The organism is Paenibacillus alginolyticus DSM 5050 = NBRC 15375, from assembly GCF_000422905.1.
GTDB classification, from domain to species: Bacteria; Bacillota; Bacilli; order Paenibacillales; family NBRC-103111; genus Paenibacillus_E; species Paenibacillus_E alginolyticus.
Genome location: NZ_AUGY01000066.1, coordinates 20,350 through 41,429 on the forward strand (window position 1 = coordinate 20,350; position 21,080 = coordinate 41,429).

Genomic DNA, 21,080 nt, shown 5'->3' on the forward strand with positions numbered 1-21,080 from the left:
CAAACTTACTTCGTAAGAATTTTTTTGCTTAATCCATGGTTTGGATAAGCCATCTTAATTTATAACTATACCATTTCACCAAAAATATGACAAATGTTTGTCTACGATTCTGGATCATTCACATCGTGCTCTTCCAAGAACTTAATATCATGGTCACCCTTGATAAATTTCTTGTGCTCAAGCAGCTTTAAATGGAATGGAATCGTCGTGTTCACACCGTCCACTGCAAATTCGGTGAGCGCTCTTTTCATACGGGCAATTGCTTCTTCTCGCGTACTTCCCCAAACAATGAGCTTAGCGATCATGGAATCGTAGTGCGGTGGGATTGTGTAGCCCGGATATACCGCGCTGTCAACACGAACGCCAAAACCACCTGGCGGCAAGTAAAATTTCACTTGACCCGCTGAAGGCATGAAGTTCCGGTTCGGATCCTCCGCATTCACACGGCACTCGATGGCCCATCCATTGATGCGGACGTCCTCTTGTGCAAAAGATAAGGGATTGCCCTCAGCTACACGAATCATCTCTTGGATGATATCGATCCCCGTAATCATTTCGGTTACCGGATGCTCAACCTGAATTCTCGTGTTCATTTCCATGAAGTAGAAATTACCATCAGGGCCGAGTAGGAACTCAAGAGTTCCAGCACCGGAATAATTAACGGCTTTCGCTGCACGAACGGCCGCTTGCCCCATCGCCGTGCGTGTTTCAGCTGTCAGAATCGGGCAAGGAGCTTCCTCAACAAGCTTCTGTCTACGGCGCTGTACGGAACAGTCACGCTCACCTAAGTGAACTACATTACCGTGTTTATCAGCTATAATTTGAATTTCAACATGCTTCATGCCTGTTAAGTATTTCTCTAAATATATACCTGCATTGCCAAAAGCATTTTGTGCTTCTTGCTGCGCTGCTGTAATTTGCTGAACAAGTGTTTCCTCATTCTCGGCAATACGTATACCTTTACCGCCGCCGCCTGCTGTTGCTTTAATGATGATCGGGTAACCGATATCTCTCGCAATGACAATCGCGTCGTCAATGTTCTCAACCAAACCGTCAGAACCAGGAATGATCGGTACTCTCGCTTCTTTCATCGTTTGCTTGGCAACCGCTTTATCACCCATACGGCTAATCGCATCCGGGGATGGACCGATAAAGGTAATATTGCAGCTCTCGCAAATTTCTGCGAAGTCCGCATTTTCTGCTAAGAAGCCATATCCCGGATGGATAGCATCACATTCCGTTAGTGTAGCAACACTCATCAAGTTCGTGAAGTTCAAATAGCTGTCTTTGGAAGCAGTCGGCCCAATACAATAGGCTTCGTCGGCTAGACGTACATGAAGCGCATCACGATCAGCTTCTGAATAAACAGCTACTGTATAAATGCCAAGCTCACGACAAGCCCGGATAATACGAACAGCAATTTCTCCGCGATTCGCTATTAGGATTTTATGAAATTTCATTATTTTTCCTCCTAAAAGTTTTCCGTTAGGAAAACTTGCATCATAAGCGTGTACTGAGTTTTGCTCAAGCAAAACTGCGTCATAAGCATAAGCTTACTGATCGCTTACTCTGGTCTAACTAAAAATAAAGGTTGTCCGTACTCAACAAGTTGACCGTTATCTACAAGCACTTCAACGATTTCACCTTTAATTTCAGCTTCGATTTCATTCATCAATTTCATAGCTTCCACAATACAAACGACGTTTTTGTCGCCTACTTTGGAGCCAACACTTACGAAAGGAGCAGAGCCAGGAGAAGCAGACTGATAGAAGGTTCCTACCATCGGTGAAACTATCTTATGTAAAGATGAGTCCTCTTGCTTAGCATGTCCAGTAGTCGTTGGAATAGAAGCTTCGATAGCGGCTGCAGGCGCTGTGTTAGCAATGCTTGCTTGACCGATCGGAGCATACGTGTGTTGAACGGGGGCCGTTACGTAGACTGACTCCGTTTTATTCGGCTTGCGAATAGAAAGGCGTGCACCTTCATTTTCGATTTCAAGCTCTTGTAAAGAGGATTGATCGACGAGTTTGATCAACTCTTTGATTTCACTCAATTTGAACATTCATGTCACTCCTTCAAGGTTGGTGAACCAGTAAAAAATGCGGTTTCATAGCCGCAACGTATGTATTATACCCATAAACGCAAGAAATGGAAAGAGTCCAGTTTGTCCGGACCCTTTCCATTGCCATCCTAGGCAGGCTAAACTCACCTCATTTTACTAAGGACGAACATATTGAATCTTGATATTTTCCGGACCTGTGCCAAGCTCTTTCATCACCAAATCAACGATCGTTACACCTTGGCTTTTCTCCAATTTATCGCTTTGAACTGTCACTTTCCACTTGTTACCATCTTGATTAATGATGGCTTGCGGGAAATCTTTCATAAGCACAGCTTCTATATTTTCTACTTTATCTTGGATATCTGTCAGCTTCGCTAAGTCATTCGTCGCTTTTACTACAGCTTCTGGCGACTTCTTCGAGTCGGTAATAATCTCCATCAAAGCAGTGGACGTTTTGCTAAAATAATCACTTTGTTTCATTTGCTCAGTCGTGAAATAATCGCTAGCTGATGTCGTTTTCGCTTGCTCTTCAACGATCTTGAGAACTTGATCATCCGTTTTGGCCGTATTTGGATTAGTTGTCTTGGAAGCATCTTGCGTCGTTGTTGTTTTAGCATCCGTTTTAGCATCGGTTTTCACGTCTGTTTTTGTTGAATTTTGTGGAGTCACAGCTTTTGTGTCGACTTTTGCATCTCCGCCAGTTGTCGCTTTCACATCAGTTTTGGCTGCATTCGCAGGGTCAACCTGACTCATATCAATCTTCACTTCTTGTGATTTATTGATCGTTTGTGTTGATGCTAAATCAAGCTTATTGACATCTTCTGTGAACAGATAATAGGCAGAGAGTACCACCATTAAACTAAGCATAGAAACGAGCCAAATTGTTTGTCTTTTCGCATTCATTGAAATTCCTCCTCAATTTTGATTAACTACTACATTCATCCCCCAGTTTTGCGGGGTAAAATAGAGATCCTACTTGCTTGCACATCAAGTCCCCGCTCTACAGCTTCTGTAATCATTTTTTTTACCGTGAGATTCTCGGCGCCTTTGGCGACAACGATGACGCCTCTGATTTTCGGTTTAATGTATTTGAGCACAAGCGGTTTCTGGTCACCGGAAACTTGATAGACAACCACTTCTCCGCTCCGCGTTACCTGGGATATATTCCGTGTTGCTCCGCCATTGTCACGTTCTGTCGTCATTTGCTGATTGTCATTGTAATTTTTGTCGACGGTCATTTCTTCCGTTGACTCAATTGTAACGAGCACTTCAACATCGCCTACGCCAACAATTTTTTGCAATATCTCCTTCAACTGTGTTTGATAGGCCGCTTCATAGTCGTGAAAGGCAGAATTTTCTTTGGAATTACTATTGAGAAATGTTTCTTTGCTGGGTTGCGGAGAGGCTCTGCCCGCATTGATGGGATCAACTTCTTTTACAGTCATAAATGCATTCATAATCAACAGCGCAGCCCCCAAGAGTCCAATCATGACGACCCACAAGAGCGTGTTCTTGCGTTTGGGTCCTCCTGGACCTCCGCCGAATTTGTGCTCCATCCATTGCAGCAATGTTCCCATCGATTCACCTCGCAATCCTTCCATTCCGCTGATTCATTTGGATATCAATCTGTGCAGGCTCCACGATCCAATCACGCACGATTTTTTGCTTGAGTTGGTCTACCTCTTGCTCGATTCGTGACGATAACTTAGGCTGAGCTGATGCTTCTTTGTCACTTGAGTTACTTCCCTGAAGCTTTGTTGCTGGTTCGATCCGTATCGGATCAATCGGCTTGACTGGCTCCATGACAGCTATGCTTTTGGAGGCTGACGTTGATTGTACCTGTTTCGTCTTTTCTATATCATCAAGGGTTACCCTGACTTTCGTTATCGCGGGTTTCCCGTTATTGTCGATTTGCGCCAGCACTTGAACATCTTGGACGATTAGCTCTGTTTGCTTTTGTAAATCCTCTTTCATCAGTCCTGCAAGCTGTGTTTGAATCATTTGCTGTGTTTGCTTTTGTCCTGCTTCTTGTAGCTTCTGGGCATCTTTCGTAATCACATCGAGCGATTTCATAAATGGTTTTCCACCGTCGCTGCTCGCAAGCATTGTTTTCTCGTTTTGCCGCTGCTCCGCTTGACCGATCAATTGATCGATGTTCCAATTCTTCTGAAACAATTGAAGTACAGGAGATAGCAGTGTTAGCAAGATGAATAAACTCATAACCGTTTTGACATACCGCTGCATGGTATTACTAGGAAGCAGTAGATCAACGAATGTAGCCAACATAATGACCATGATGACGCTCTTTAGCCAACCCGCTAACCAATCCATAGCTGCCTCCTTTCACCGCATCATCACGGAGACATTACTGATCGTAATCATGATCGTCAGAGCTAAAAAGAACATCAAGCTGACGGCTGCCAGTGCCGCAAACACATAAACTAAACTCTTTCCAATCGTTTGCAAGCAAGCGATTATCGGACTATCTCCCAAGGGCTGCATGATCGCTGCGGATAAGTTATAGATGAAAGCTAGTGTTAAAATTTTGATAGCCGGAAATGCACACAGCATAATTAGAATGACAACCCCAACGAGTCCGATGGCATTTTTCACAAGCAGCGATGCCCCAATTACGGTCTCTGTTGCATCTGAGAATAAGCGTCCCACAACGGGGACAAAGTTACCGGTAATGTACTTTGCCGTTCGAATCGCTACGCCATCTCTAACCGCTCCCGCAGTCCCTTGAATCGAAATAACGCCGAGGAAAACAGTGACGAATACGCCTAGCATACTCAAACTTATTGTGCGCAGCAGGTTCGCTAGCTGGGTGACTTTGTATTTCTCGCTTAGCGAACTCACGATGTGCAGGACAGCTGAAAAGAACAACAAAGGGAATATAAACACATAAATCGCTGTGCCAACGGAATGAATCATGAACACAATCAGAGGATGTAAAATCGCCACAGAAGTGACATTTCCCATCGACGCCAAAAGGGTTAACAGCAAAGGAACAATGGCAATCATGAATTGAATCATGGATGAAATAGCCGACTTGGCGTAACCGATTGCGACGCTGAAGCTGTTGATGGCTATAATGATCAGAACCATATAGGTAATTGAGTATCCAAGCTTGCTGACCGTGTTTCTTTCAAAGGAGCTTTGCAGCGTTTCGAGTATCATACTGAAAATCGTCAGGATCACGATCGAAGCAAGCAGCTTTCCATTAATGATGATTTCATGGAACACATAGCTTAGCAGCCCTTTGAAAATGCTCTTCATGCTAATGCCCTTCGTTCCAAGCAGCAATTCCATGAACGTTGGCGTCTTGCTTTCAGGGAAGTAACCGCCATAATCCTTCATGAGCTTATCCCAATATTGCTCAACAGGTTCCGTATTCAGATGGTTGGCCTGCTCCTTGATCATGATATCGGTAGGGGATTCAGCAGCCATTGTGCCCGTCAAGCCAAGCCATAAGCCCATTGTCATTATGATCAAAAGGATCCAGCGGTTGTTCAGCTTCTGGTGCGAATAAAGTAGATTCATTTAGGTCACTCCTCATGGATCATCTAAGCAGGGAGTAGTTTAACAACGGTCTCAATGATGACAGATATGATGGGAATTGCCATCACCATAATGAGTACTTTCCCAGAAAGTTCGATCTTGGAGGCAATGGATTCTTGACCGGCATCTCGCACGATTTGGGCACCGAATTCAGCGATATAGGCAACACCGATGATTTTCAGAATTGTTTTAAGAAAAACCATATTGATACTTGATTTTTGAGCTATGTCCTCAAGCACCTGGATGACAGAGGAAATTTTACCGATCAGGAACAAAAAAATCATGATGCCCGTAAATGCTGCCAGCAAGAAAGCGAACATTGGCTTCTGCTCTTTGATGATAAGCGTTAATATGGTAACGATGAGTCCTAAACCTACGATCTGGATGATTTCCATCAGGCCCACCTCATTGGAATAGGAAGATCGTTTTGATTTCTTTAAACAAATGATCGAGCATACTGACGACCATAAAGAGCACGACCACGAAGCCAATGACCGTGACCCAGTGTGCCATATCCTCTTTGCCCATCTGCTTGAGCACCGAATGGATCATCGCGATGATGATGCCGATGCCGGCGATCTGGAAAATGGCATTCACATCTACGTTCATTCCAGGCACCTCACTCTGTTGACAAGGAACTCACTTGTACGGCCAAGTATCCCTTGCTACCCTTAATACATCAATATCACGATCAATGCTCCGATTAAGACACCGAGGCTTTTCCACATCTTCTCATAGCGCCGCTGCTCTTCCCTAGACTCGTTTTCTTCCGTTTGAAGTTGGCTAATTGCGAGCCGTAAATGTTTGATTTGATCACTTCGATCTGTGAGTCCAAGAACGGCTCCCAACTGCAGCACCACTTCTTGTTCCGCTTGCTTCATCGAAGTTCTTGTCCATACATCATTGACACTCCATTGCCAAATCTCACGGGTGGATTTACCGTCACTCTTCAATAACCGTTCTGAAGTTAATCGAAATAAGGAAGAAAGCGGTTCTGCGACCTGCTTGCTCAGTGAGGCAAAAGCTTCAGGCAGCGGTGTGAGTGCGTACATAATTTCCGTTTCCATTCTCCCTAACGCGCTGATAAGGGTACGGATTTGCTTGGGACGCCTTACATAGTGCGCAGCCTTGAGGAAGCCAAACAATGTGGCAGCACCGATAATAAGAACCCCACCGACAAATTTCAGCATCTAACATCATCCTTTACGCACAGGATAGAGCTCCAAGGACTTGCCCTGATAATCCAAGATGCGATAGGAAGCTGGTGCACCTTTTCTTCTATGCAGGATGACATATCTTGTGAATACCCCCTCATCCAACAGCTGCTTCAGAACCGGCCTCCTGCGTACATCCTCATAATCAGCGCCATGCGCAGTGGCTACGACGCGAATCCCGGTGTGTACAGCCTCATGGATGGCGTTCGCATCTTCTGGACGCCCAATCTCATCCACAATCAGGACATCCGGTGATAACGACCTGATCATCATCATCATGCCTTCCGCCTTCGGACAACCATCCATGACGTCAGTCCGTGGCCCCAGATCGAATCTGGGTACACCTTTAACACAGGCAGCCAGTTCCGATCGTTCATCCACTACTCCCACTTTCTTACCAGACGCCGAGACGTTATTCGCCCCCCAGTCTCCCCGGCTAATCAATCTAGCCAGATCGCGGATCAACGTTGTTTTCCCATGCTGCGGCGGTGAAATGATAAGCGTATGATGGATGCTTCTAAGCAAAGGATCGAATAGCTGTGGTAAGACCTCTTGGCCAACCCCTTGAATCTCACGGGCAATCCTGATGTTAAAAGAACTCACATCCCGTATTTGCTTGACATGTCCCTGATCCAAAACAGTTCGCCCTGCTAGTCCTACTCGATGACCGCCAGCAATCGTGATATAGCCTCTGCGCAGCTCTTCCTCGAAGGTATACAAGGAATGATTCGTGAGCATCTCTAGCAGCGTCAGACAGTCCTGCCGTGAAGGCTTGTATGCCTTCGTTTCCTGAGTCACCATCTCCCCCCGTTCACCTACAAAGGTATAACGATCCCCCCAGCTAATCTCAAGGGGCCGTGACTCTCTCACCCTGATTTCTTCAACACTAGCTTGTACGTCTGGCGGCAGTGCGGCTAAGAGAAATCGGAAAGTTTGAGGCAGCAAGTACATAATCGAATCGAGCATAGGGAGACATCCCTCCAAGTTGTCCAGTCTTCTATACTCATTTCTATGCTTAATAGAAAGAAATATGACCGATTACTTTTTTAAAATGCCTATAAACAGACAGCTAACACCTGCAATCACCCAAAGCATCTTACCCATTGATAGTTTCTCTGCGATCCCTACCAATCCAATCGTCGTTGTTGCTAGTAATACTAGAGGACCTACTAGAGCCAAACCCGAGTTCACCAGCAGCGCTTTCTCCACCGTCGCGAGCCTCAGCATCAAGATCGCAGCAATAATTTCGATACTCCCCGACATCATCCTCAGCGAAGCCATCGTTAGGACAATTTTGTTCATTTCTTCTACTCCTCCTCGTAAAAATGTTTGAGCTCTATGTGTCGTCGAATATTTAGTGGAGCGGATTTATAAAAGGCCGGAAGAACGACTTTTGTAAAGCTGTTCCTACCAACTTATTCCAATAAAAGGAACAGCTTTACAATGGAGTCCTGGAGGTTTTTATAAATTCGCGGAGCGACCATTCATTCGACAGAACGCAAAGGATAGGGTCAAAGCTTTTTACCCTACCTTATGCAAGCTCGTCTGATTTTAGGCATGCTGGGCACCTCCATTTGTGAAGATGCATATGCTGAACACAGAATTGAACCTTCAAAGGACAGTGAGGAGAATTACCGATGGAAGTGACCTCTCATTTGAAATGGAACCCCGTTCTAGCCGACCCCACAGGACAAAGGCAGGCTAAACCAAGAACGCTGGGCAAAACGATGGTGATGGATAAAGGATTAGGATTGAACGCTTTTCAAGACCTGCTCAGCACGTCAAGCAGCCATCTCGATATGATCAAAATTGGCTTCGGTACCTCGCCGCTTTACCCGTTACCCGTACTTAGAAGTAAAATTTACTCTGCAAAAGAAAACGGCATCTGTATTTATCCAGGCGGTACCTTTCTGGAAGTCGCTATCAGACAAAATGCTGTAAGTTCTTTTTTTGACATGCTTATCGCGCTTGGTTTTAATGGTGTGGAAATTTCGGACGGGACGATTGAGATGGAGCGCAGACTACGAAATGAGCTTATTTCCAGAGGATTGGAAGAGGGTTTTGAGGTCATTACCGAATATGGCAAGAAAGGCTGGGGATCCTCCATTGAGTTGGAGGAATTAATTGAAACCGTCTTGATCGACACGGAACTCGGGGCAAAAATGGTTACCATTGAAGCCCGGGAATCGGGTATGGGCGTCGGCATTTTTGATCAGAACGGGAAATGCAAAGACGACGAGCTGCAAAGAGTACTTTCCGCAATCCCCGGAGAACTGCTCTTATGGGAAGCTCCGCTCAAAAGTCAGCAGGTACATTTAATTAACATGCTAGGCCCAAACATCCACTTAGGTAATATTCCACCGGATGAGTTGATTGCGTTGGAAGCATTACGGAGAGGACTCCGTTCCGATACGTTGTCGTTGGGTACCAGAAAGGATTAAAATATGCATATCGAGGTAGTCGCCAACATCGGCGAAGCTAGAAGTGACGAGTTTCTTCATAAAACCGTCATTGTCGTTGATGTTTTACGTGCAACTAGCACGATCATCACCGCACTGATGAACGGTTGCAAAGCCATTGTTCCTGTGGAAACGGTTCTGAAAGCCAAGGAGTTATTCCGAGAGGGTGATTTGCTTGGTGGCGAGCGTTTTTGCAAAAAGATTCCTGGTTTCGATTTCGGTAATTCGCCACTGGAATACTCAAAAGCTGCCGTCCAAGACAAACGAATTATTCTCACAACCACGAATGGAACAAGAGGCATTCAGAAAGCGATGAGAGCCGATCACGTGCTAGCGGGAGCTCTATTGAATAGCAGAGCCTGTGCGAGGGCTGCGGTCGATTTCAAACGGGACACCGTTATTTTGTGTGCAGGCACCCAAGATGTTTTCTCTTTGGAAGATGGGCTTTGCGCAGGTCTTATTCTCGAAGAATTGTCAATTCTGCTCGGTGATAAACATATAGCAGTCAATGATTTCGGCATGGCCATGCGAGGGTGTTATCTGCAATCGAGGGATAAGTTGTATGAAACTATATTAAGCTGCAGTAATGGAAAGAAAATGTATAAGTCTGGTTTCCAGGCCGATTTGTTTTTTTGTGCAAAACCGAATTCCACAGATCATGTTCCCATACTGGAACAAGATCAGATGGTACTGCTTCACCACTGACAGACTCGCCTGCGTTCTAAATACAAGCCCTTCTCATAAACTAAGATAGAAGTTATGAGGATAAGGGGTTTTGATTATGAATGGCGATTTGCTCTTAGTTATTCTCATTATTATTGGACTTATTGGCCGATCACCAATAATTACGACCGCGGCTTGCATCTTACTTGCAATCAAACTTATTGGTTTAGATCGTTATTTCCCCACAATGGAGCGCAGAGGATTGGAACTTGGGCTGCTGTTTTTAACAATTGGGGTCCTTGTACCCTTTGCCAGCGAACGCATATCCATGAAGGATATCCTATCGGTATTCACTACTTGGCCAGGTATCGTCGCACTACTTGGCGGAGCTATTGCTACTTATATGAATGGAAAAGGGTTGGAACTGCTAAAAATAGACCCACAATTAATTGTGGGTCTTGTGATTGGTTCTATATTCGGCATTATATTTATGCGCGGCATTCCGGTTGGCCCTTTAATGGCAGCCGGAATAACGGCTTTTTTATTAAAGCTAGCTTATTTTATTTCGGATAAAATCGGCTAAAATTTCGGTTATCTGCGATCTTCTGGTCCACCAACAAACGCTTGCTCCATTGTGTCCAAGCCGTACGCCGTGTGCAGAGCACGGATGACTTCGGTTAAGTTCGTGTTGTCAACAACACACGACATTTTTATCTCGGATGTGCTAACTAAGGAAATAGAGATACCCAGGTCAGAAATCACTTTGAACATCGTCGCAGCAACGCCAGGTGTACTTACCATACCAGCGCCAACAATGGACACTTTCACGAGGTTCACTTCAGAAGTCACTTCACGATATCCAATTTCACGGCGAATTTCTTCGATGACAGTCAATGCTTTTTCACGATCGGCAAGGGTTGTTGTGAAAGAGAAATCAGCCGAACCGTTGATCACACCGCTTTGGACGATGATGTCGACATCAATTTGCTCTTCGGCAAGCGCAATAAATACTTTCGCCAGCTGTCCTGGTTTCTCAGGAACACCCAGAATACTAATTCTTGCCACATTCTTATCATAAGCGATGCCTCGAACGACGATTCCTTGCTCCATCACTGCTTCCTCCTTCACGTTGGTACCTTCATTGTAAGTAAAGCTGGAACGCACCACTAAGGTAACGTTATAATTTTTGGCATATTCTACAGCTCTTGGATGCAGAACAGCAGCCCCTAAATTAGCAAGCTCCAACATCTCATCGTAGGAAATCTCATTTAGCTTTCTCGCTACCTTCACGATGCGCGGATCTGTCGAATAAATCCCATCTACATCGGTATATATCTCACATAGGTCCGCTTTAATAGCAGCAGCAAGCGCTACAGCCGTTGTATCCGACCCGCCGCGGCCAAGTGTGGTAATCTCACCCGCTTCGGTCATCCCTTGGAAGCCGGCTACGATGACAACATTGCCTTGTTCTAGTGCGTTCAAAACACGATGCGGCTGAATATCCGTAATTCTCGCCTTACCATGAATCGGTTCCGTAAAGATACCACTTTGCCAACCGGTATAAGAAACGGCCAGCTCACCCAAATTATGTATCGCCATCGATAAGAGAGCTACCGATACCTGCTCTCCTGTCGTTAACAGCATATCCATTTCACGAGCCGGAGGGGCTCCATCGTAAATTTGCTTAGACAGGTCGATCAAATCATCCGTTGTATCTCCCATCGCCGAAACGACAACAACGCAGCTATGTCCTGCTTGTTTTCGCTCTACGATTCTTTTTGCAACACGCTTCATTCGCTCTGCATCACCAACAGAGCTTCCGCCAAATTTCATCACTATTAGAGACAAAGCTGACCCACTCCCAACGCATCAAGTAGCATAACAATTCAATATTATAGCATATAAACGCCTTGCTGTGGTAAGAGATCCACGTGAAATGAAAAAAAAGCCTTTTGGACTCAAAAGAGTCTGAAAGGCTTTAGTCATTAGTTGCTCGCGCGGGAAAGGTATTTTCCATCATCTGTATCAACGGAAAGAACATCGCCTTCGTTGATGAAAAGTGGCACCATCACATTAAGACCTGTTTCCACTTTCGCATTTTTCAAAGCACCTTGAGCTGTGTTTCCTTTAACGCTTGCATCGGTTTCGATAACTTTCAAGTCAACGCTCTTCGGAAGGTTAATCCCAAGAATTTCACCTTGATAGCTCATGATTTTGATGTTCATGTTTTCTTTCAGAAAGTTCAATTCCCATTTCAATTGTTCGTGGGAAAGGGAAATCTGATCATACGTCTCTGTATCCATGAATGTGTACTCGTCGCCAGCTGCGTACAAGTATTGCATTTCACGGTTTTCGATGTGCGCTCGTCCAACGTTCTCGCCAGCACGGAATGTACGTTCAACGGTATTCCCGTTTCGCAGGTTTTTTAGCTTGGAACGTACGAATGCCGCGCCTTTACCTGGTTTAACGTGTTGGAAATCAAGAACTGTAAAAATGTCGTGCTCAACTACAATTGTAAGACCTGTTTTGAAATCATTAACTGATATCACTTGTGAATCCCTCCGCTAGTCAATAATAAGAAAATCTTTGGTAGAATGTGTAAGTATTTTAATGCCGGTGTCAGTAATTACTGCGTCATCCTCAATTCGAACTCCGCCAAAGTTGGGGAGATAAATACCAGGTTCAACCGTAACCACCATACCAGGTGTTAAAATCATATCCTCGGTTTTCGACAAGCGTGGATTTTCATGTACCTCCATGCCTAAACCATGTCCGGTACCGTGACCGAAGTAATCGCCATAGCCATGCTTCACAATCACGTCTCGTGCGTAAGCATCGCCTTCTCTGCCAGTGATACCCGGTTTGAGGTTAGCTAAACAATTTAATTGGGCCTCTAGAACAATGTCATAAATTTCTTTATGTTTGTCTGTCGGCTTACCTAGCATAACCGTTCTAGTAATGTCAGAGCAATACCCTTTATAATACGCTCCAAAATCCAATTTGACAAATTCGTTTAATTGTAGCACGCGATCGCTCGCTTTACCATGAGGCAGCGCAGAGCGTTCACCAGAAGCAACGATGGTTTCAAACGACGTTGAAGTCCCGCCATTTTTGCGGATAAACATTTCAATCTCAAGTGCAATGTCCTTCTCTTGCACGCCTGGCTTGATATAAGACAGGATGTGTGTGAATGTTTGATCAGCCAGATCAGCAGCTTCCTGCATAATCTGCAATTCAGCCTCATCTTTAACCATTCGAATCAACTCAATAACGCGTGAAGTAGGCACCAATTCGATACCCGCTAATCCTTCTTGGTAGCTTAGGAAATCGCCGTAGGAGACATCCACTTGCTCGAAGCCAAGCTTCGTAATCCCTTGCTGCTGCAAGAGTTCCTTCACTGTTTCGATTGCTTTTGCTTTATGCTCAACAACTTCAAATAGCTTTGCTTGCTGAGGAGCTTGCGTCATATAACGAAAATCAGTTAACAATAAGGCACGGTCTAACGTAATAAGAACATAACCAGAAGAACCAGTGAAACCAGATACATATGTACGGTTGTATGCGTTCGTGATGAGTATAGCCGGTAAATCTTGCTGTTGCATAACCTTGCGAAGACGTTCAATACGTTTCTCCTGCACTCAGATCACCATTCTTTCTTACAGATGGGGTAATAATGCTCTTAAACCAAGTTCATAGCTTTGTGCACCGAATCCACAGATTTGACCGATAACGACAGGTGCTGTAACCGAATGATGACGAAACTCTTCGCGCTTATGAATATTCGAAATGTGAACCTCTACAGTTGGCAATTGAACCGAGGAAAGTGCATCGCGAATAGCATAACTATAATGCGTGAAAGCACCTGGGTTGATCACAATACCATCTTTTGTGCCAAACGCTTCATGAATTTTATCAATAATATCGCCTTCATGATTCGATTGAAAGCTCTCAAGCTCGATCGACAGCGTCTCGGCTAATTCATTCAAACCTTGAATAATCGTTGAAAGCGAAAGCGTTCCGTATACACCAGGTTCACGTACGCCGAGCATATTTAAGTTCGGACCATTAATGACTAGAACCTTTTTCAACAGGAAATCACTCCCAAGCATTTTCATTGAAAAATGGGCGCTACAAGCCTATTTAACCTTTGATATTTTACCATAACTTTCATGTCTTGTGTATAGGTCGTCTTGTTCTTGCATCTGTGTATTCAATCGAAATGGAATAACCAATAAACATCCCCCAGAGAAGGAACAAACAAAAATCACTAAGAACTGTATCTATGTCCAGATCCTGAATCCAATAGGTCATCCCCGATAAAGGTCCTAAAAGTAGATAGATCACTGCCCACCATAAAGCTCCATACCCGAGCCCCCACCATGGCCCCTGCAGTTTCCACATTATGACCATATAGATGAATGCGGCAATGATTGAAAATACGGTGAAGAACCCCCAACCAATCAGCGTTCCTTGCCAAGTTTGCAGAAAATCATGTTTAAAAAAAGGCTCCACAAGAAAACCGATTGTAATCTTAGTGAACTTTAAATAGTACTCAACAATTTTAATTGCTCCCCAAATGAACCCCGCGAAAAAACCGATGTAAATGACAAACAGCCAACGATTTGTCAGGAGTTCCCCTTCCTTTTTATCACTCACCATCCATTGTCTTCCTTTCTCTGCAGATGTTACTTGTCTTTCCTTAGGTAAGGATAGTATGTTCTACCGCTATCGGTAGCATTCAATCTACGAATCCGTTACAATAAGAAAGTACAAATAATTGAATTTGAGAAAGATAAGAAGGTGGATCTTGTGGCAGAACAAAACAGTATATACGGAGGACAAGCCGTCATTGAAGGCGTCATGTTCGCAGGAAAAAATGTGCATGTAACCGCTGTGCGCAAAAAAGACGGTTCCCTTGATTATTTAGAAGTACCGAAGAAAGTGATCCCTTGGGTCCAAACACTCAAGAAAATTCCGTTCATTCGCGGTATTGTGGGAATCATAGAATCAAGCGCTAAAGGCGCTCAGCATTTGAATTTCTCGGCTGAATCCTTCGCTGAACAAGAAGGTGAGGATGCAGACAGCGCCAAGAAAGAGGAAAAACCCGGCTTCTTTTCTAATATTTCGATGATTCTTGGGGTAGCTGTTGTGGGTGTGATTTCGTTTCTATTCGGGAAATTCGTATTCACATTAGTTCCCGCTGTCATTGAACAGTTTTTGTTTCAAAATGTATTTAGCAATCAATTTCTTCATAATCTTATAGAAGGTGTTATTAAGATTATTTTACTTGTCGGATATATTTATTTCATATCTTTGACACCTATGATCCGCAGATTGTTTCAATATCACGGCGCAGAGCACAAGGTCATTAGTGCTTATGAGGCTGGCGTAGAGCTTACAGTCAGTAACGTACAGAAATTCAACACACTCCACTATCGTTGTGGCAGCAGTTTCATCGTTTTCACTGTATTGATCGGGGTCGTCATTTACTCCTTCCTTCACTATGACGGATATGTTGAACGCATCGTGCAGCGTCTAATATTGCTGCCTGTTGTCATCGGTGTTTCTTACGAGGTATTACGATTTACAAATTCACTCCGTGAAGTTCCAGTCCTTCGTTACTTAGGCTATCCTGGACTATGGCTTCAATTGCTTACAACTAAGGAACCTGAAGATAGTCAAGTTGAGGTGTCGATTGCTTCTTTCAACCGCATGCGTGAAGCAGAACAACGAATTTTGGAGGGACGGGCATGAGAAGAAAATTTTCCCCGATCGAGGTCGCTATTGCGATTTTGATTGCGATTGGTTTGCTGGTAAGTTTGCGAACTTTATTCATTCCTATTCTCGTGTTAGGGATTATTTTTCTTCTATACAAATTCCCGCCTTCTCGTTGGAGAAAGATTTCGACGGGTCGGGGGCCTGCCAAAGGGAAAAGGAAAAACGCCAAGTTCCGTGTTATCAACGGGAGTAAAGATTCTGATTCGGATGATTTCCCCAAATATCATTAATATCACCAGGCGTTATTAGCGTCGCAATACTAACTTGTCATAATTCTGTTCATATGTCTCAGCGGACCAATTGTTGAAGTAATCATTGGAAGCTTGAAAGCCTGAATCGTATAAAGACATACTAAGTTCCTTCGATAAGTTAAACTGTGTATTTCCAACACCTAAAGTAGGGATTTTGACTGTACGGAATCGGTTCTTTTGCTCAATGTAGCGCTCGTCATGAGCACTAAGCATTGTTCCAAATAAGGCTTCCAGCATGGTTATCGGTCCTTTAATTTTATGTGTGGATATATCGCTTTTACCGACTAACTGGAAACCAATAACAGGGATGATATCTTCACGATCCGTTTCCTGGTCGAACACCCAAAGTGGATAGTTGCTCAACAAGCCGCCATCTACAATATAATAAAATTGCTCTGCGAAAGGCGCTGCCTTTGCAGAGCTTTTTAATTTGCGCCGAATCATGACTGGATCGAAGAAATAAGGAATGCTAGTGCTCATGCGAACGGCTTTGGCAATAGAGAATTTGCGAGGATCGATCCCATACTGCGCGATATCATCAGGTAATATCAAAAGCTTACCTTGAGTAATATCTGATGCTATAACACGCAGCTGATTGTGTCTCAAGTCACCAAATGTACGAATTCCTTTGGCTGCCAATTGTTGACTGACCCAATCCTCAAGCGCCGCTCCGGAGTACAATCCTTTCTTGAGAACCAGCCGCGCGGCTGGACCAATAATTTTCGTATTAAAAATGGGAGAACGCTGCATAAACGATCTGAAAGGCGATCTCAGGATCATTTCTTTCATGTCTTCTCCCGTATAACCTGCGGCCAAAAGAGCGGCTACGATTGCCCCTGAGCTTGTACCTGCGACTTCATTGAAGACATGCCCCTGCTTCATCGCCGCGCTCACACCGCCAGCCAGCGCAATCCCCTTTACGCCTCCACCTTCAAATACTCCATTGATCTTCAAATCGCACCCCTCCTACTATATCGACTACAGGGCTTCCATAGTTATGTATGCGGAGGCAGTTTGTTTATATACCCATAAAAAAAAGACAGAGCACCGCGAATAGCGGTCTCTGCCTAGCTTTCAGCTTCTAATTCTTTGCGAACATTCATTAAATCATCCATCCGGTTCGGTTCTCTTCGAAAATATTCTAATAACGTTTCAATACAAGTAATGGAATCCCAGCTTAAATGATGCTCGATTCCTTCTACATCCTTATATATATTGTCCTCTTGGACACCAATAGTCGTTAAGAAATTTTCTAGAAGTTGATGACGCTCCACTAAACGCTTTCCCATTTTCTTCCCTTTAGGAGTTAACATGAGTCCGCGATATTTTTCATAGATCAAGTAATTATCTTTATCCAGCTTTTGAATCATTTTAGTTACAGAAGAGGGGTGAACCTCAAGCCCTTCAGCAATGTCGGAGACACGAGCGTAACCTTTCTCGTCAATAAGCTTGTATATTCTCTCCAAATAGTCTTCCATGCTTGGCGTTGCCATTGCTTTATTTCCCCCTGCTTTTCCTTTATTTCCTGCCTACTGCTTAACTATCATAATGCATCAACCCAGATGCGGTCAAATCTCCCATGATTAATTAAGTTATGTCGTTGGCACACTATTGAATAACAAAGTTACAAACAGATCATGGTGAAAGGAGCTTATCATGTCTACGGAATTATTCTCTAGACCCGTGCCAAGCTCAGCTATTTTCCTGCCGGAGCTTGTTTATTTTGAACCTGACGCGATGAATTATCCTAAGGGGCAACACATATATGAATGGGCCAAACAGCAAGGCTTAGAGATTCATATGACGACCTCTCATAATCAAATTCGTGACTTACCAGGTGATTCGGAACTCGAAAAGTATCGAATTGCAAAACGCACCCTTGTCGTTGGCATTCGAAAAACGCTCAAGTTTGAAACTTCTAAACCTTCTGCGGAATATGCAATTCCAATTGCTACAGGCTGCATGGGACATTGCCATTACTGTTATCTCCAAACGACAATGGGAGCCAAGCCTTATATACGTATCTATGTGAATATGGACGATATCCTTGGAGCCGCTAAACAGTACATCAAGGAGCGAGAGCCGGAAATCACCCGCTTTGAAGCCGCATGTACCTCTGACCCAGTCGGTCTGGAGCATATCTCAGGCTCATTAAAACAGTTAATTGAATTTATGGGTCAGCAGAAATATGGTCGTCTGCGTTTTGTAACTAAATACCATCATGTAGAACCATTGTTAGATGCCAAACATAACAAACATACCCGGTTTCGATTTAGCGTGAATGCGGATTACGTCATTAAAAACTTTGAGCCTGGCACTTCCAAGTTCCAAGAACGCATCGAAGCAGCAGGCAAAGTAGCCCACTCAGGCTATCCACTTGGTTTTATTATTGCGCCAATCATTTGGCACGAAGGATGGGAAGAAGGCTATACCTCTTTGCTAGAACAACTTTATAAGGAACTGCCTGTTGAAGCAACGAAAGACTTAACATTTGAATTGATACAGCATCGTTTCACAAAAACAGCCAAAAATATCATCGAAAAAAGATATCCAAAAACGAAACTAGAAATGGACGAAGAAAAGCGAAAGTACAAATGGGGAAAATACGGAAAAGGGAAATACGTATACAAAGATGAACAAGCAAACGCACTAAGGGAATTTATCACAGAACAAATCTTTGATAAATTCCCAGATGCGAAGATCGAATATTTCACATAACTAAAATTTTAACCAATCGGGGGTTATGGAGTTTAGCCAAAGCGTGATTTGCGTCATTTTGCCTGTATAGAGCAGAACCGCAATGACGATCATCAAGCCCCCTCCTATTTTCATTATCAGGCTTGAATAGCGCAGTATCCATTTCGTAGATCCAATAAAAAAAGATAATACAAAAAATGGAATCGCAAAGCCAAGCGAATAGGCCGTCGTTAATTGAAACCATGTTCCAGGTTCCGTTGTAGCAAGCGCAAGGATGGCGGACAGAATCGGCCCAACACAAGGGGACCACCCTGCTGCAAACCCCATTCCAACAAGAACAGAACCAATATAACCGGCAGGACGAAATTTGATATTGAATTTACGTTCCTTCATTAACCATTGAGGCTGAAAAATGCCGAGTAGGAACAATCCCATGATGAAAATTAATAAAGCTGCGATTTGACGAAGCAAATCACGATAATCGATGAAGAAATTGCCCAGGAAGCCCGCTGTTAAGCCTAACGCATAAAAAATGATCGAAAACCCAACGATAAAACTTAATGTATGAAGCATCGTTTGACGCCGAACTGCCGAAGAAGATTCCCCTAATTTCAATTCACTTACTGAAATTCCCGTTATGTAAGAAAGATAAGAAGGATATAAGGGCAAACAACAAGGTGATATGAAGGAAGCAATTCCTGCCCACAAGGCAATCCACAAATTTACAGAATCCATATTAAATCCTCAATCCTCTTTTCAAAATGATCCCGATCAGTATCGCTATGAGTGTGAGTACAACCGTTCCACCTGGAGCAAGATCCCATACACCCGCTACGACTAATCCAATGACAACAGCAATTTCAGAGAACAGAATCGCTAAAAAGACCGAGTGTTTAAAGCTCCGAGCGATTAATAAACTGCACGCTACCGGTATAGTTAATAACGAGGAAACGAGCAGTGCTCCGACAATTTTGATAGCGACTGAAATCACAAGAGCTGTCAGCATTGTAATCATCATATTATAATATTTAAGCGGAAGTCCACTTACACTCGCTGCATCTTCATCAAAGAACATCAGGAAGAACTCTTTGAAATGCGCCGCGATTACGCCAACCACGAGTACACAAACCGTAAAAACAACCCATAAATCCGTTGAATCCAATGTGTATATACTGCCGAATAAATAACTCATTACGTTCATATTAAAGCCTTTGCCAATCGTAAAAAGGAGAGTAGCCAGTGCAACGCCGCCTGACATAATAATGGCAATGGAAAGCTCGGCGTAAGTCTTATAGGCTTTGCGCAAGCGTTCAATAGCAAACGATGCAAGCAAAGCAAACACGAGGCCGACACCCAAAGGATACACGTTAATCAGAAATCCAAGAGCAACACCTGCAATTGAAACATGCGCAAGCGTATCCCCAATCATAGACAACCGTCGAAGGACAAGAAAAACGCCCATTAAAGGCGCTGTAAGCCCAATCAGTATGCCACCTAATAATGCACGTTGAAAAAAGTATTCCGTAAATATGTCCAAAAATGCCCGCTCCTATTGTAGGGAACTTTGTTCGGAGAACAAAGCCTCTCCTCTTTATTGAACTCCGATCATCTCACGAATCTGGCCGATGGAATGTGTCAAATTCGTCTCACGGCAATCCTCCGGATCATGAGTATGCTTTACATAAAACTTAATGCCGCCACTTACCTGTTGCGGCTCTGTACCTAGATATGACTGCATCATGTCCATATCATGGGACACCATGATGAAGGTCATATGATGATGCTGGTGCATATGGCGGATCATCCGAAAAAATCCGACCTGCGTTTCAGCATCGATGCCAACCGTCGGCTCATCAAGAATGAGCAGCTCAGGGTTGTTAACAATCGCGCGTGCGAGAAAAGCGCGCTGCTGCTGTCCGCCCGACAGCTGGCCGATGCGACGGTCAGCTAAATCCTCAATGCGCATGGCAAGCATCGCATCCTCAGCCTTTTGAATGTCGGCTTTGGTCAACCGACGATAGACCCGCTTCTTGCTATACATGCCAGATAAAACGATTTCCCTGACAGTAGCTGGAAATAAAGGGTTAAACGCATTTTTTTGAGGAACATAACCAATACGTTCCCAATCTTTGAATTGGCTCAACGGGTGATCAAACAGTCTGATCTCCCCTTCTGTTGGTTTCAACAGACCGACAAGCATTTTAAGCAGTGTGGTTTTCCCCGCGCCATTGGAACCAATAACACCCACAAAATCTCGTTCAAGAACATCAAAATGAAGCTTTTCTATCACTTTTTTATTATCATAGGAGAATGAAAGGCTATCAATAGATACTATCCTCCGATGGCAAAAGTTTTTACTGTTATTCTCCATCTTTTTGCTCCTCACTCATTAAGA

The 21,080-nt window shown here is 43.9% G+C and carries 27 protein-coding genes; 6 read left to right on the forward strand and 21 right to left on the reverse strand.

Going from position 1 to position 21,080, the window contains the following annotated elements:
* Positions 1 to 101: 101 nt before the first annotated feature.
* The 11 genes from accC to G519_RS0125840 form a co-directional block, all read right to left on the reverse strand.
* Entirely contained in the window at positions 102 to 1,460 is a 1,359-nt protein-coding gene (gene accC / locus G519_RS0125790) for an acetyl-CoA carboxylase biotin carboxylase subunit (protein WP_029197152.1), read from the reverse strand.
* Positions 1,461 to 1,564: 104 nt separating this feature from the next.
* Positions 1,565 to 2,062, reverse strand: coding sequence for an acetyl-CoA carboxylase biotin carboxyl carrier protein (gene accB / locus G519_RS0125795; RefSeq protein ID WP_029197153.1), 498 nt, complete (start codon positions 2,060 to 2,062; stop codon positions 1,565 to 1,567).
* Positions 2,063 to 2,218: 156 nt separating this feature from the next.
* Positions 2,219 to 2,965 (reverse strand): SpoIIIAH-like family protein, encoded by a 747-nt coding sequence (locus tag G519_RS0125800; RefSeq protein WP_029197154.1) that lies wholly within the window; start codon positions 2,963 to 2,965, stop codon positions 2,219 to 2,221.
* Between the two features lie 35 nt (positions 2,966 to 3,000).
* Positions 3,001 to 3,639: a stage III sporulation protein AG gene (spoIIIAG, locus tag G519_RS0125805; protein ID WP_029197155.1), complete on the reverse strand. Its 639-nt coding sequence runs from the start codon at positions 3,637 to 3,639 to the stop codon at positions 3,001 to 3,003.
* Positions 3,640 to 3,643: 4 nt separating this feature from the next.
* Entirely contained in the window at positions 3,644 to 4,393 is a 750-nt protein-coding gene (gene spoIIIAF / locus G519_RS47815) for a stage III sporulation protein AF (RefSeq protein WP_051253686.1), read from the reverse strand.
* Positions 4,394 to 4,405: 12 nt separating this feature from the next.
* A complete protein-coding gene (gene spoIIIAE, locus G519_RS0125815) occupies positions 4,406 to 5,605 on the reverse strand; it encodes a stage III sporulation protein AE (protein WP_036633761.1) in 1,200 nt (399 codons plus the stop codon).
* A 23-nt stretch (positions 5,606 to 5,628) separates the two neighbouring features.
* Positions 5,629 to 6,018 (reverse strand): stage III sporulation protein AD, encoded by a 390-nt coding sequence (gene spoIIIAD / locus G519_RS0125820; protein ID WP_029197157.1) that lies wholly within the window; start codon positions 6,016 to 6,018, stop codon positions 5,629 to 5,631.
* 10 nt (positions 6,019 to 6,028) lie between these two features.
* Positions 6,029 to 6,232 carry a stage III sporulation protein AC gene (gene spoIIIAC / locus G519_RS0125825; protein WP_029197158.1) on the reverse strand — a complete coding sequence of 68 codons (204 nt, stop codon included), beginning with the start codon at positions 6,230 to 6,232 and terminating at the stop codon, positions 6,029 to 6,031.
* A gap of 62 nt (positions 6,233 to 6,294) precedes the next feature.
* Positions 6,295 to 6,813 (reverse strand): stage III sporulation protein SpoIIIAB, encoded by a 519-nt coding sequence (gene spoIIIAB, locus G519_RS0125830; RefSeq protein WP_029197159.1) that lies wholly within the window; start codon positions 6,811 to 6,813, stop codon positions 6,295 to 6,297.
* A 6-nt stretch (positions 6,814 to 6,819) separates the two neighbouring features.
* Positions 6,820 to 7,803, reverse strand: a complete 984-nt coding sequence (gene spoIIIAA, locus G519_RS0125835; RefSeq protein WP_029197160.1) for a stage III sporulation protein AA — start codon at positions 7,801 to 7,803, stop codon at positions 6,820 to 6,822.
* Between the two features lie 72 nt (positions 7,804 to 7,875).
* Complete coding sequence (locus tag G519_RS0125840; RefSeq protein WP_029197161.1) at positions 7,876 to 8,139, reverse strand: YqhV family protein; 264 nt, start codon at positions 8,137 to 8,139, stop codon at positions 7,876 to 7,878.
* A 335-nt stretch (positions 8,140 to 8,474) separates the two neighbouring features.
* Between G519_RS0125840 and comA the strand changes: the two genes are divergently transcribed.
* From comA to G519_RS0125855, 3 genes are all read left to right on the forward strand, one after another.
* Positions 8,475 to 9,278, forward strand: coding sequence for a phosphosulfolactate synthase (gene comA, locus G519_RS0125845; RefSeq protein WP_029197162.1), 804 nt, complete (start codon positions 8,475 to 8,477; stop codon positions 9,276 to 9,278).
* Between the two features lie 3 nt (positions 9,279 to 9,281).
* Positions 9,282 to 10,001: a 2-phosphosulfolactate phosphatase gene (locus G519_RS0125850; protein WP_029197163.1), complete on the forward strand. Its 720-nt coding sequence runs from the start codon at positions 9,282 to 9,284 to the stop codon at positions 9,999 to 10,001.
* A 76-nt stretch (positions 10,002 to 10,077) separates the two neighbouring features.
* Positions 10,078 to 10,542, forward strand: coding sequence for a DUF441 domain-containing protein (locus G519_RS0125855; RefSeq protein WP_029197164.1), 465 nt, complete (start codon positions 10,078 to 10,080; stop codon positions 10,540 to 10,542).
* Between the two features lie 8 nt (positions 10,543 to 10,550).
* On the opposite strand, the gene G519_RS0125860 is transcribed toward G519_RS0125855, so the two are convergent.
* The 5 genes from G519_RS0125860 to G519_RS0125880 all read right to left on the reverse strand — a co-directional run bounded on the left by G519_RS0125860 (position 10,551) and on the right by G519_RS0125880 (position 14,618).
* Positions 10,551 to 11,807 carry an aspartate kinase gene (locus G519_RS0125860; protein ID WP_029197165.1) on the reverse strand — a complete coding sequence of 419 codons (1,257 nt, stop codon included), beginning with the start codon at positions 11,805 to 11,807 and terminating at the stop codon, positions 10,551 to 10,553.
* A 137-nt stretch (positions 11,808 to 11,944) separates the two neighbouring features.
* A complete protein-coding gene (gene efp, locus G519_RS0125865; protein ID WP_029197166.1) occupies positions 11,945 to 12,508 on the reverse strand; it encodes an elongation factor P in 564 nt (187 codons plus the stop codon).
* Positions 12,509 to 12,523: 15 nt separating this feature from the next.
* The gene (locus G519_RS0125870) at positions 12,524 to 13,597 is read right to left on the reverse strand and encodes a M24 family metallopeptidase (protein WP_029197167.1); all 1,074 of its coding nucleotides are present in this window, start codon (positions 13,595 to 13,597) and stop codon (positions 12,524 to 12,526) included.
* An 18-nt stretch (positions 13,598 to 13,615) separates the two neighbouring features.
* Positions 13,616 to 14,047 carry a type II 3-dehydroquinate dehydratase gene (gene aroQ, locus G519_RS0125875; RefSeq protein WP_029197168.1) on the reverse strand — a complete coding sequence of 144 codons (432 nt, stop codon included), beginning with the start codon at positions 14,045 to 14,047 and terminating at the stop codon, positions 13,616 to 13,618.
* 79 nt (positions 14,048 to 14,126) lie between these two features.
* On the reverse strand, positions 14,127 to 14,618 hold the full coding sequence (locus G519_RS0125880) for a YqhR family membrane protein (protein WP_036633762.1): 492 nt from the start codon (positions 14,616 to 14,618) through the stop codon (positions 14,127 to 14,129).
* Positions 14,619 to 14,819: 201 nt separating this feature from the next.
* On the opposite strand from G519_RS0125880, the gene G519_RS0125885 reads away from it, so the two are divergent.
* Together G519_RS0125885 and G519_RS0125890 are read left to right on the forward strand one after the other, a co-directional pair.
* Complete coding sequence (locus G519_RS0125885; RefSeq protein WP_051253689.1) at positions 14,820 to 15,713, forward strand: DUF1385 domain-containing protein; 894 nt, start codon at positions 14,820 to 14,822, stop codon at positions 15,711 to 15,713.
* A complete protein-coding gene (locus tag G519_RS0125890) occupies positions 15,710 to 15,967 on the forward strand; it encodes a hypothetical protein (RefSeq protein ID WP_029197171.1) in 258 nt (85 codons plus the stop codon). Before G519_RS0125885 ends, G519_RS0125890 begins: the two co-directional genes overlap by 4 nt.
* Before the next feature lie 15 nt (positions 15,968 to 15,982).
* Here the strand turns inward: G519_RS0125890 and G519_RS0125895 are convergent, their stop codons facing one another.
* Together G519_RS0125895 and mntR are read right to left on the reverse strand one after the other, a co-directional pair.
* Positions 15,983 to 16,942, reverse strand: coding sequence for a patatin-like phospholipase family protein (locus G519_RS0125895; protein WP_029197172.1), 960 nt, complete (start codon positions 16,940 to 16,942; stop codon positions 15,983 to 15,985).
* A 113-nt stretch (positions 16,943 to 17,055) separates the two neighbouring features.
* Entirely contained in the window at positions 17,056 to 17,481 is a 426-nt protein-coding gene (gene mntR / locus G519_RS0125900) for a transcriptional regulator MntR (RefSeq protein WP_029197173.1), read from the reverse strand.
* A gap of 163 nt (positions 17,482 to 17,644) precedes the next feature.
* Here mntR and splB point away from each other — a divergent pair, with 163 nt between their 5' ends.
* On the forward strand, positions 17,645 to 18,706 hold the full coding sequence (gene splB / locus G519_RS0125905; RefSeq protein ID WP_029197174.1) for a spore photoproduct lyase: 1,062 nt from the start codon (positions 17,645 to 17,647) through the stop codon (positions 18,704 to 18,706).
* Here the strand turns inward: splB and G519_RS0125910 are convergent, their stop codons facing one another.
* Genes G519_RS0125910 through G519_RS0125920 form a run of 3 tightly spaced genes read right to left on the reverse strand, consistent with a single transcriptional unit; the run spans position 18,707 to position 21,056 of the window.
* Positions 18,707 to 19,420: a cytochrome c biogenesis CcdA family protein gene (locus tag G519_RS0125910; protein ID WP_029197175.1), complete on the reverse strand. Its 714-nt coding sequence runs from the start codon at positions 19,418 to 19,420 to the stop codon at positions 18,707 to 18,709.
* A 1-nt stretch (position 19,421) separates the two neighbouring features.
* Entirely contained in the window at positions 19,422 to 20,222 is an 801-nt protein-coding gene (locus tag G519_RS0125915; protein WP_029197176.1) for a metal ABC transporter permease, read from the reverse strand.
* Between the two features lie 54 nt (positions 20,223 to 20,276).
* Positions 20,277 to 21,056, reverse strand: coding sequence for a metal ABC transporter ATP-binding protein (locus G519_RS0125920; RefSeq protein WP_029197177.1), 780 nt, complete (start codon positions 21,054 to 21,056; stop codon positions 20,277 to 20,279).
* Between the last annotated feature and the right edge of the window lie 24 nt (positions 21,057 to 21,080).

Coding starts and splice junctions, on each gene's coding strand:
- accC (WP_029197152.1), bottom strand. CDS start 1,460: ATGAAATTTCATAAAATCCTAATAGCGAATCGCGGAGAAATTGCTGTT.
- accB (WP_029197153.1), bottom strand. CDS start 2,062: ATGTTCAAATTGAGTGAAATCAAAGAGTTGATCAAACTCGTCGATCAA.
- G519_RS0125800 (WP_029197154.1), bottom strand. CDS start 2,965: ATGAATGCGAAAAGACAAACAATTTGGCTCGTTTCTATGCTTAGTTTA.
- spoIIIAG (WP_029197155.1), bottom strand. CDS start 3,639: ATGGGAACATTGCTGCAATGGATGGAGCACAAATTCGGCGGAGGTCCA.
- spoIIIAF (WP_051253686.1), bottom strand. CDS start 4,393: ATGGATTGGTTAGCGGGTTGGCTAAAGAGCGTCATCATGGTCATTATG.
- spoIIIAE (WP_036633761.1), bottom strand. CDS start 5,605: ATGAATCTACTTTATTCGCACCAGAAGCTGAACAACCGCTGGATCCTT.
- spoIIIAD (WP_029197157.1), bottom strand. CDS start 6,018: ATGGAAATCATCCAGATCGTAGGTTTAGGACTCATCGTTACCATATTA.
- spoIIIAC (WP_029197158.1), bottom strand. CDS start 6,232: ATGAACGTAGATGTGAATGCCATTTTCCAGATCGCCGGCATCGGCATC.
- spoIIIAB (WP_029197159.1), bottom strand. CDS start 6,813: ATGCTGAAATTTGTCGGTGGGGTTCTTATTATCGGTGCTGCCACATTG.
- spoIIIAA (WP_029197160.1), bottom strand. CDS start 7,803: ATGCTCGATTCGATTATGTACTTGCTGCCTCAAACTTTCCGATTTCTC.
- G519_RS0125840 (WP_029197161.1), bottom strand. CDS start 8,139: ATGAACAAAATTGTCCTAACGATGGCTTCGCTGAGGATGATGTCGGGG.
- comA (WP_029197162.1), top strand. CDS start 8,475: ATGGAAGTGACCTCTCATTTGAAATGGAACCCCGTTCTAGCCGACCCC.
- G519_RS0125850 (WP_029197163.1), top strand. CDS start 9,282: ATGCATATCGAGGTAGTCGCCAACATCGGCGAAGCTAGAAGTGACGAG.
- G519_RS0125855 (WP_029197164.1), top strand. CDS start 10,078: ATGAATGGCGATTTGCTCTTAGTTATTCTCATTATTATTGGACTTATT.
- G519_RS0125880 (WP_036633762.1), bottom strand. CDS start 14,618: ATGGTGAGTGATAAAAAGGAAGGGGAACTCCTGACAAATCGTTGGCTG.
- G519_RS0125885 (WP_051253689.1), top strand. CDS start 14,820: ATGTTCGCAGGAAAAAATGTGCATGTAACCGCTGTGCGCAAAAAAGAC.
- G519_RS0125890 (WP_029197171.1), top strand. CDS start 15,710: ATGAGAAGAAAATTTTCCCCGATCGAGGTCGCTATTGCGATTTTGATT.
- mntR (WP_029197173.1), bottom strand. CDS start 17,481: ATGGCAACGCCAAGCATGGAAGACTATTTGGAGAGAATATACAAGCTT.
- splB (WP_029197174.1), top strand. CDS start 17,645: ATGTCTACGGAATTATTCTCTAGACCCGTGCCAAGCTCAGCTATTTTC.
- G519_RS0125910 (WP_029197175.1), bottom strand. CDS start 19,420: ATGGATTCTGTAAATTTGTGGATTGCCTTGTGGGCAGGAATTGCTTCC.
- G519_RS0125920 (WP_029197177.1), bottom strand. CDS start 21,056: ATGGAGAATAACAGTAAAAACTTTTGCCATCGGAGGATAGTATCTATT.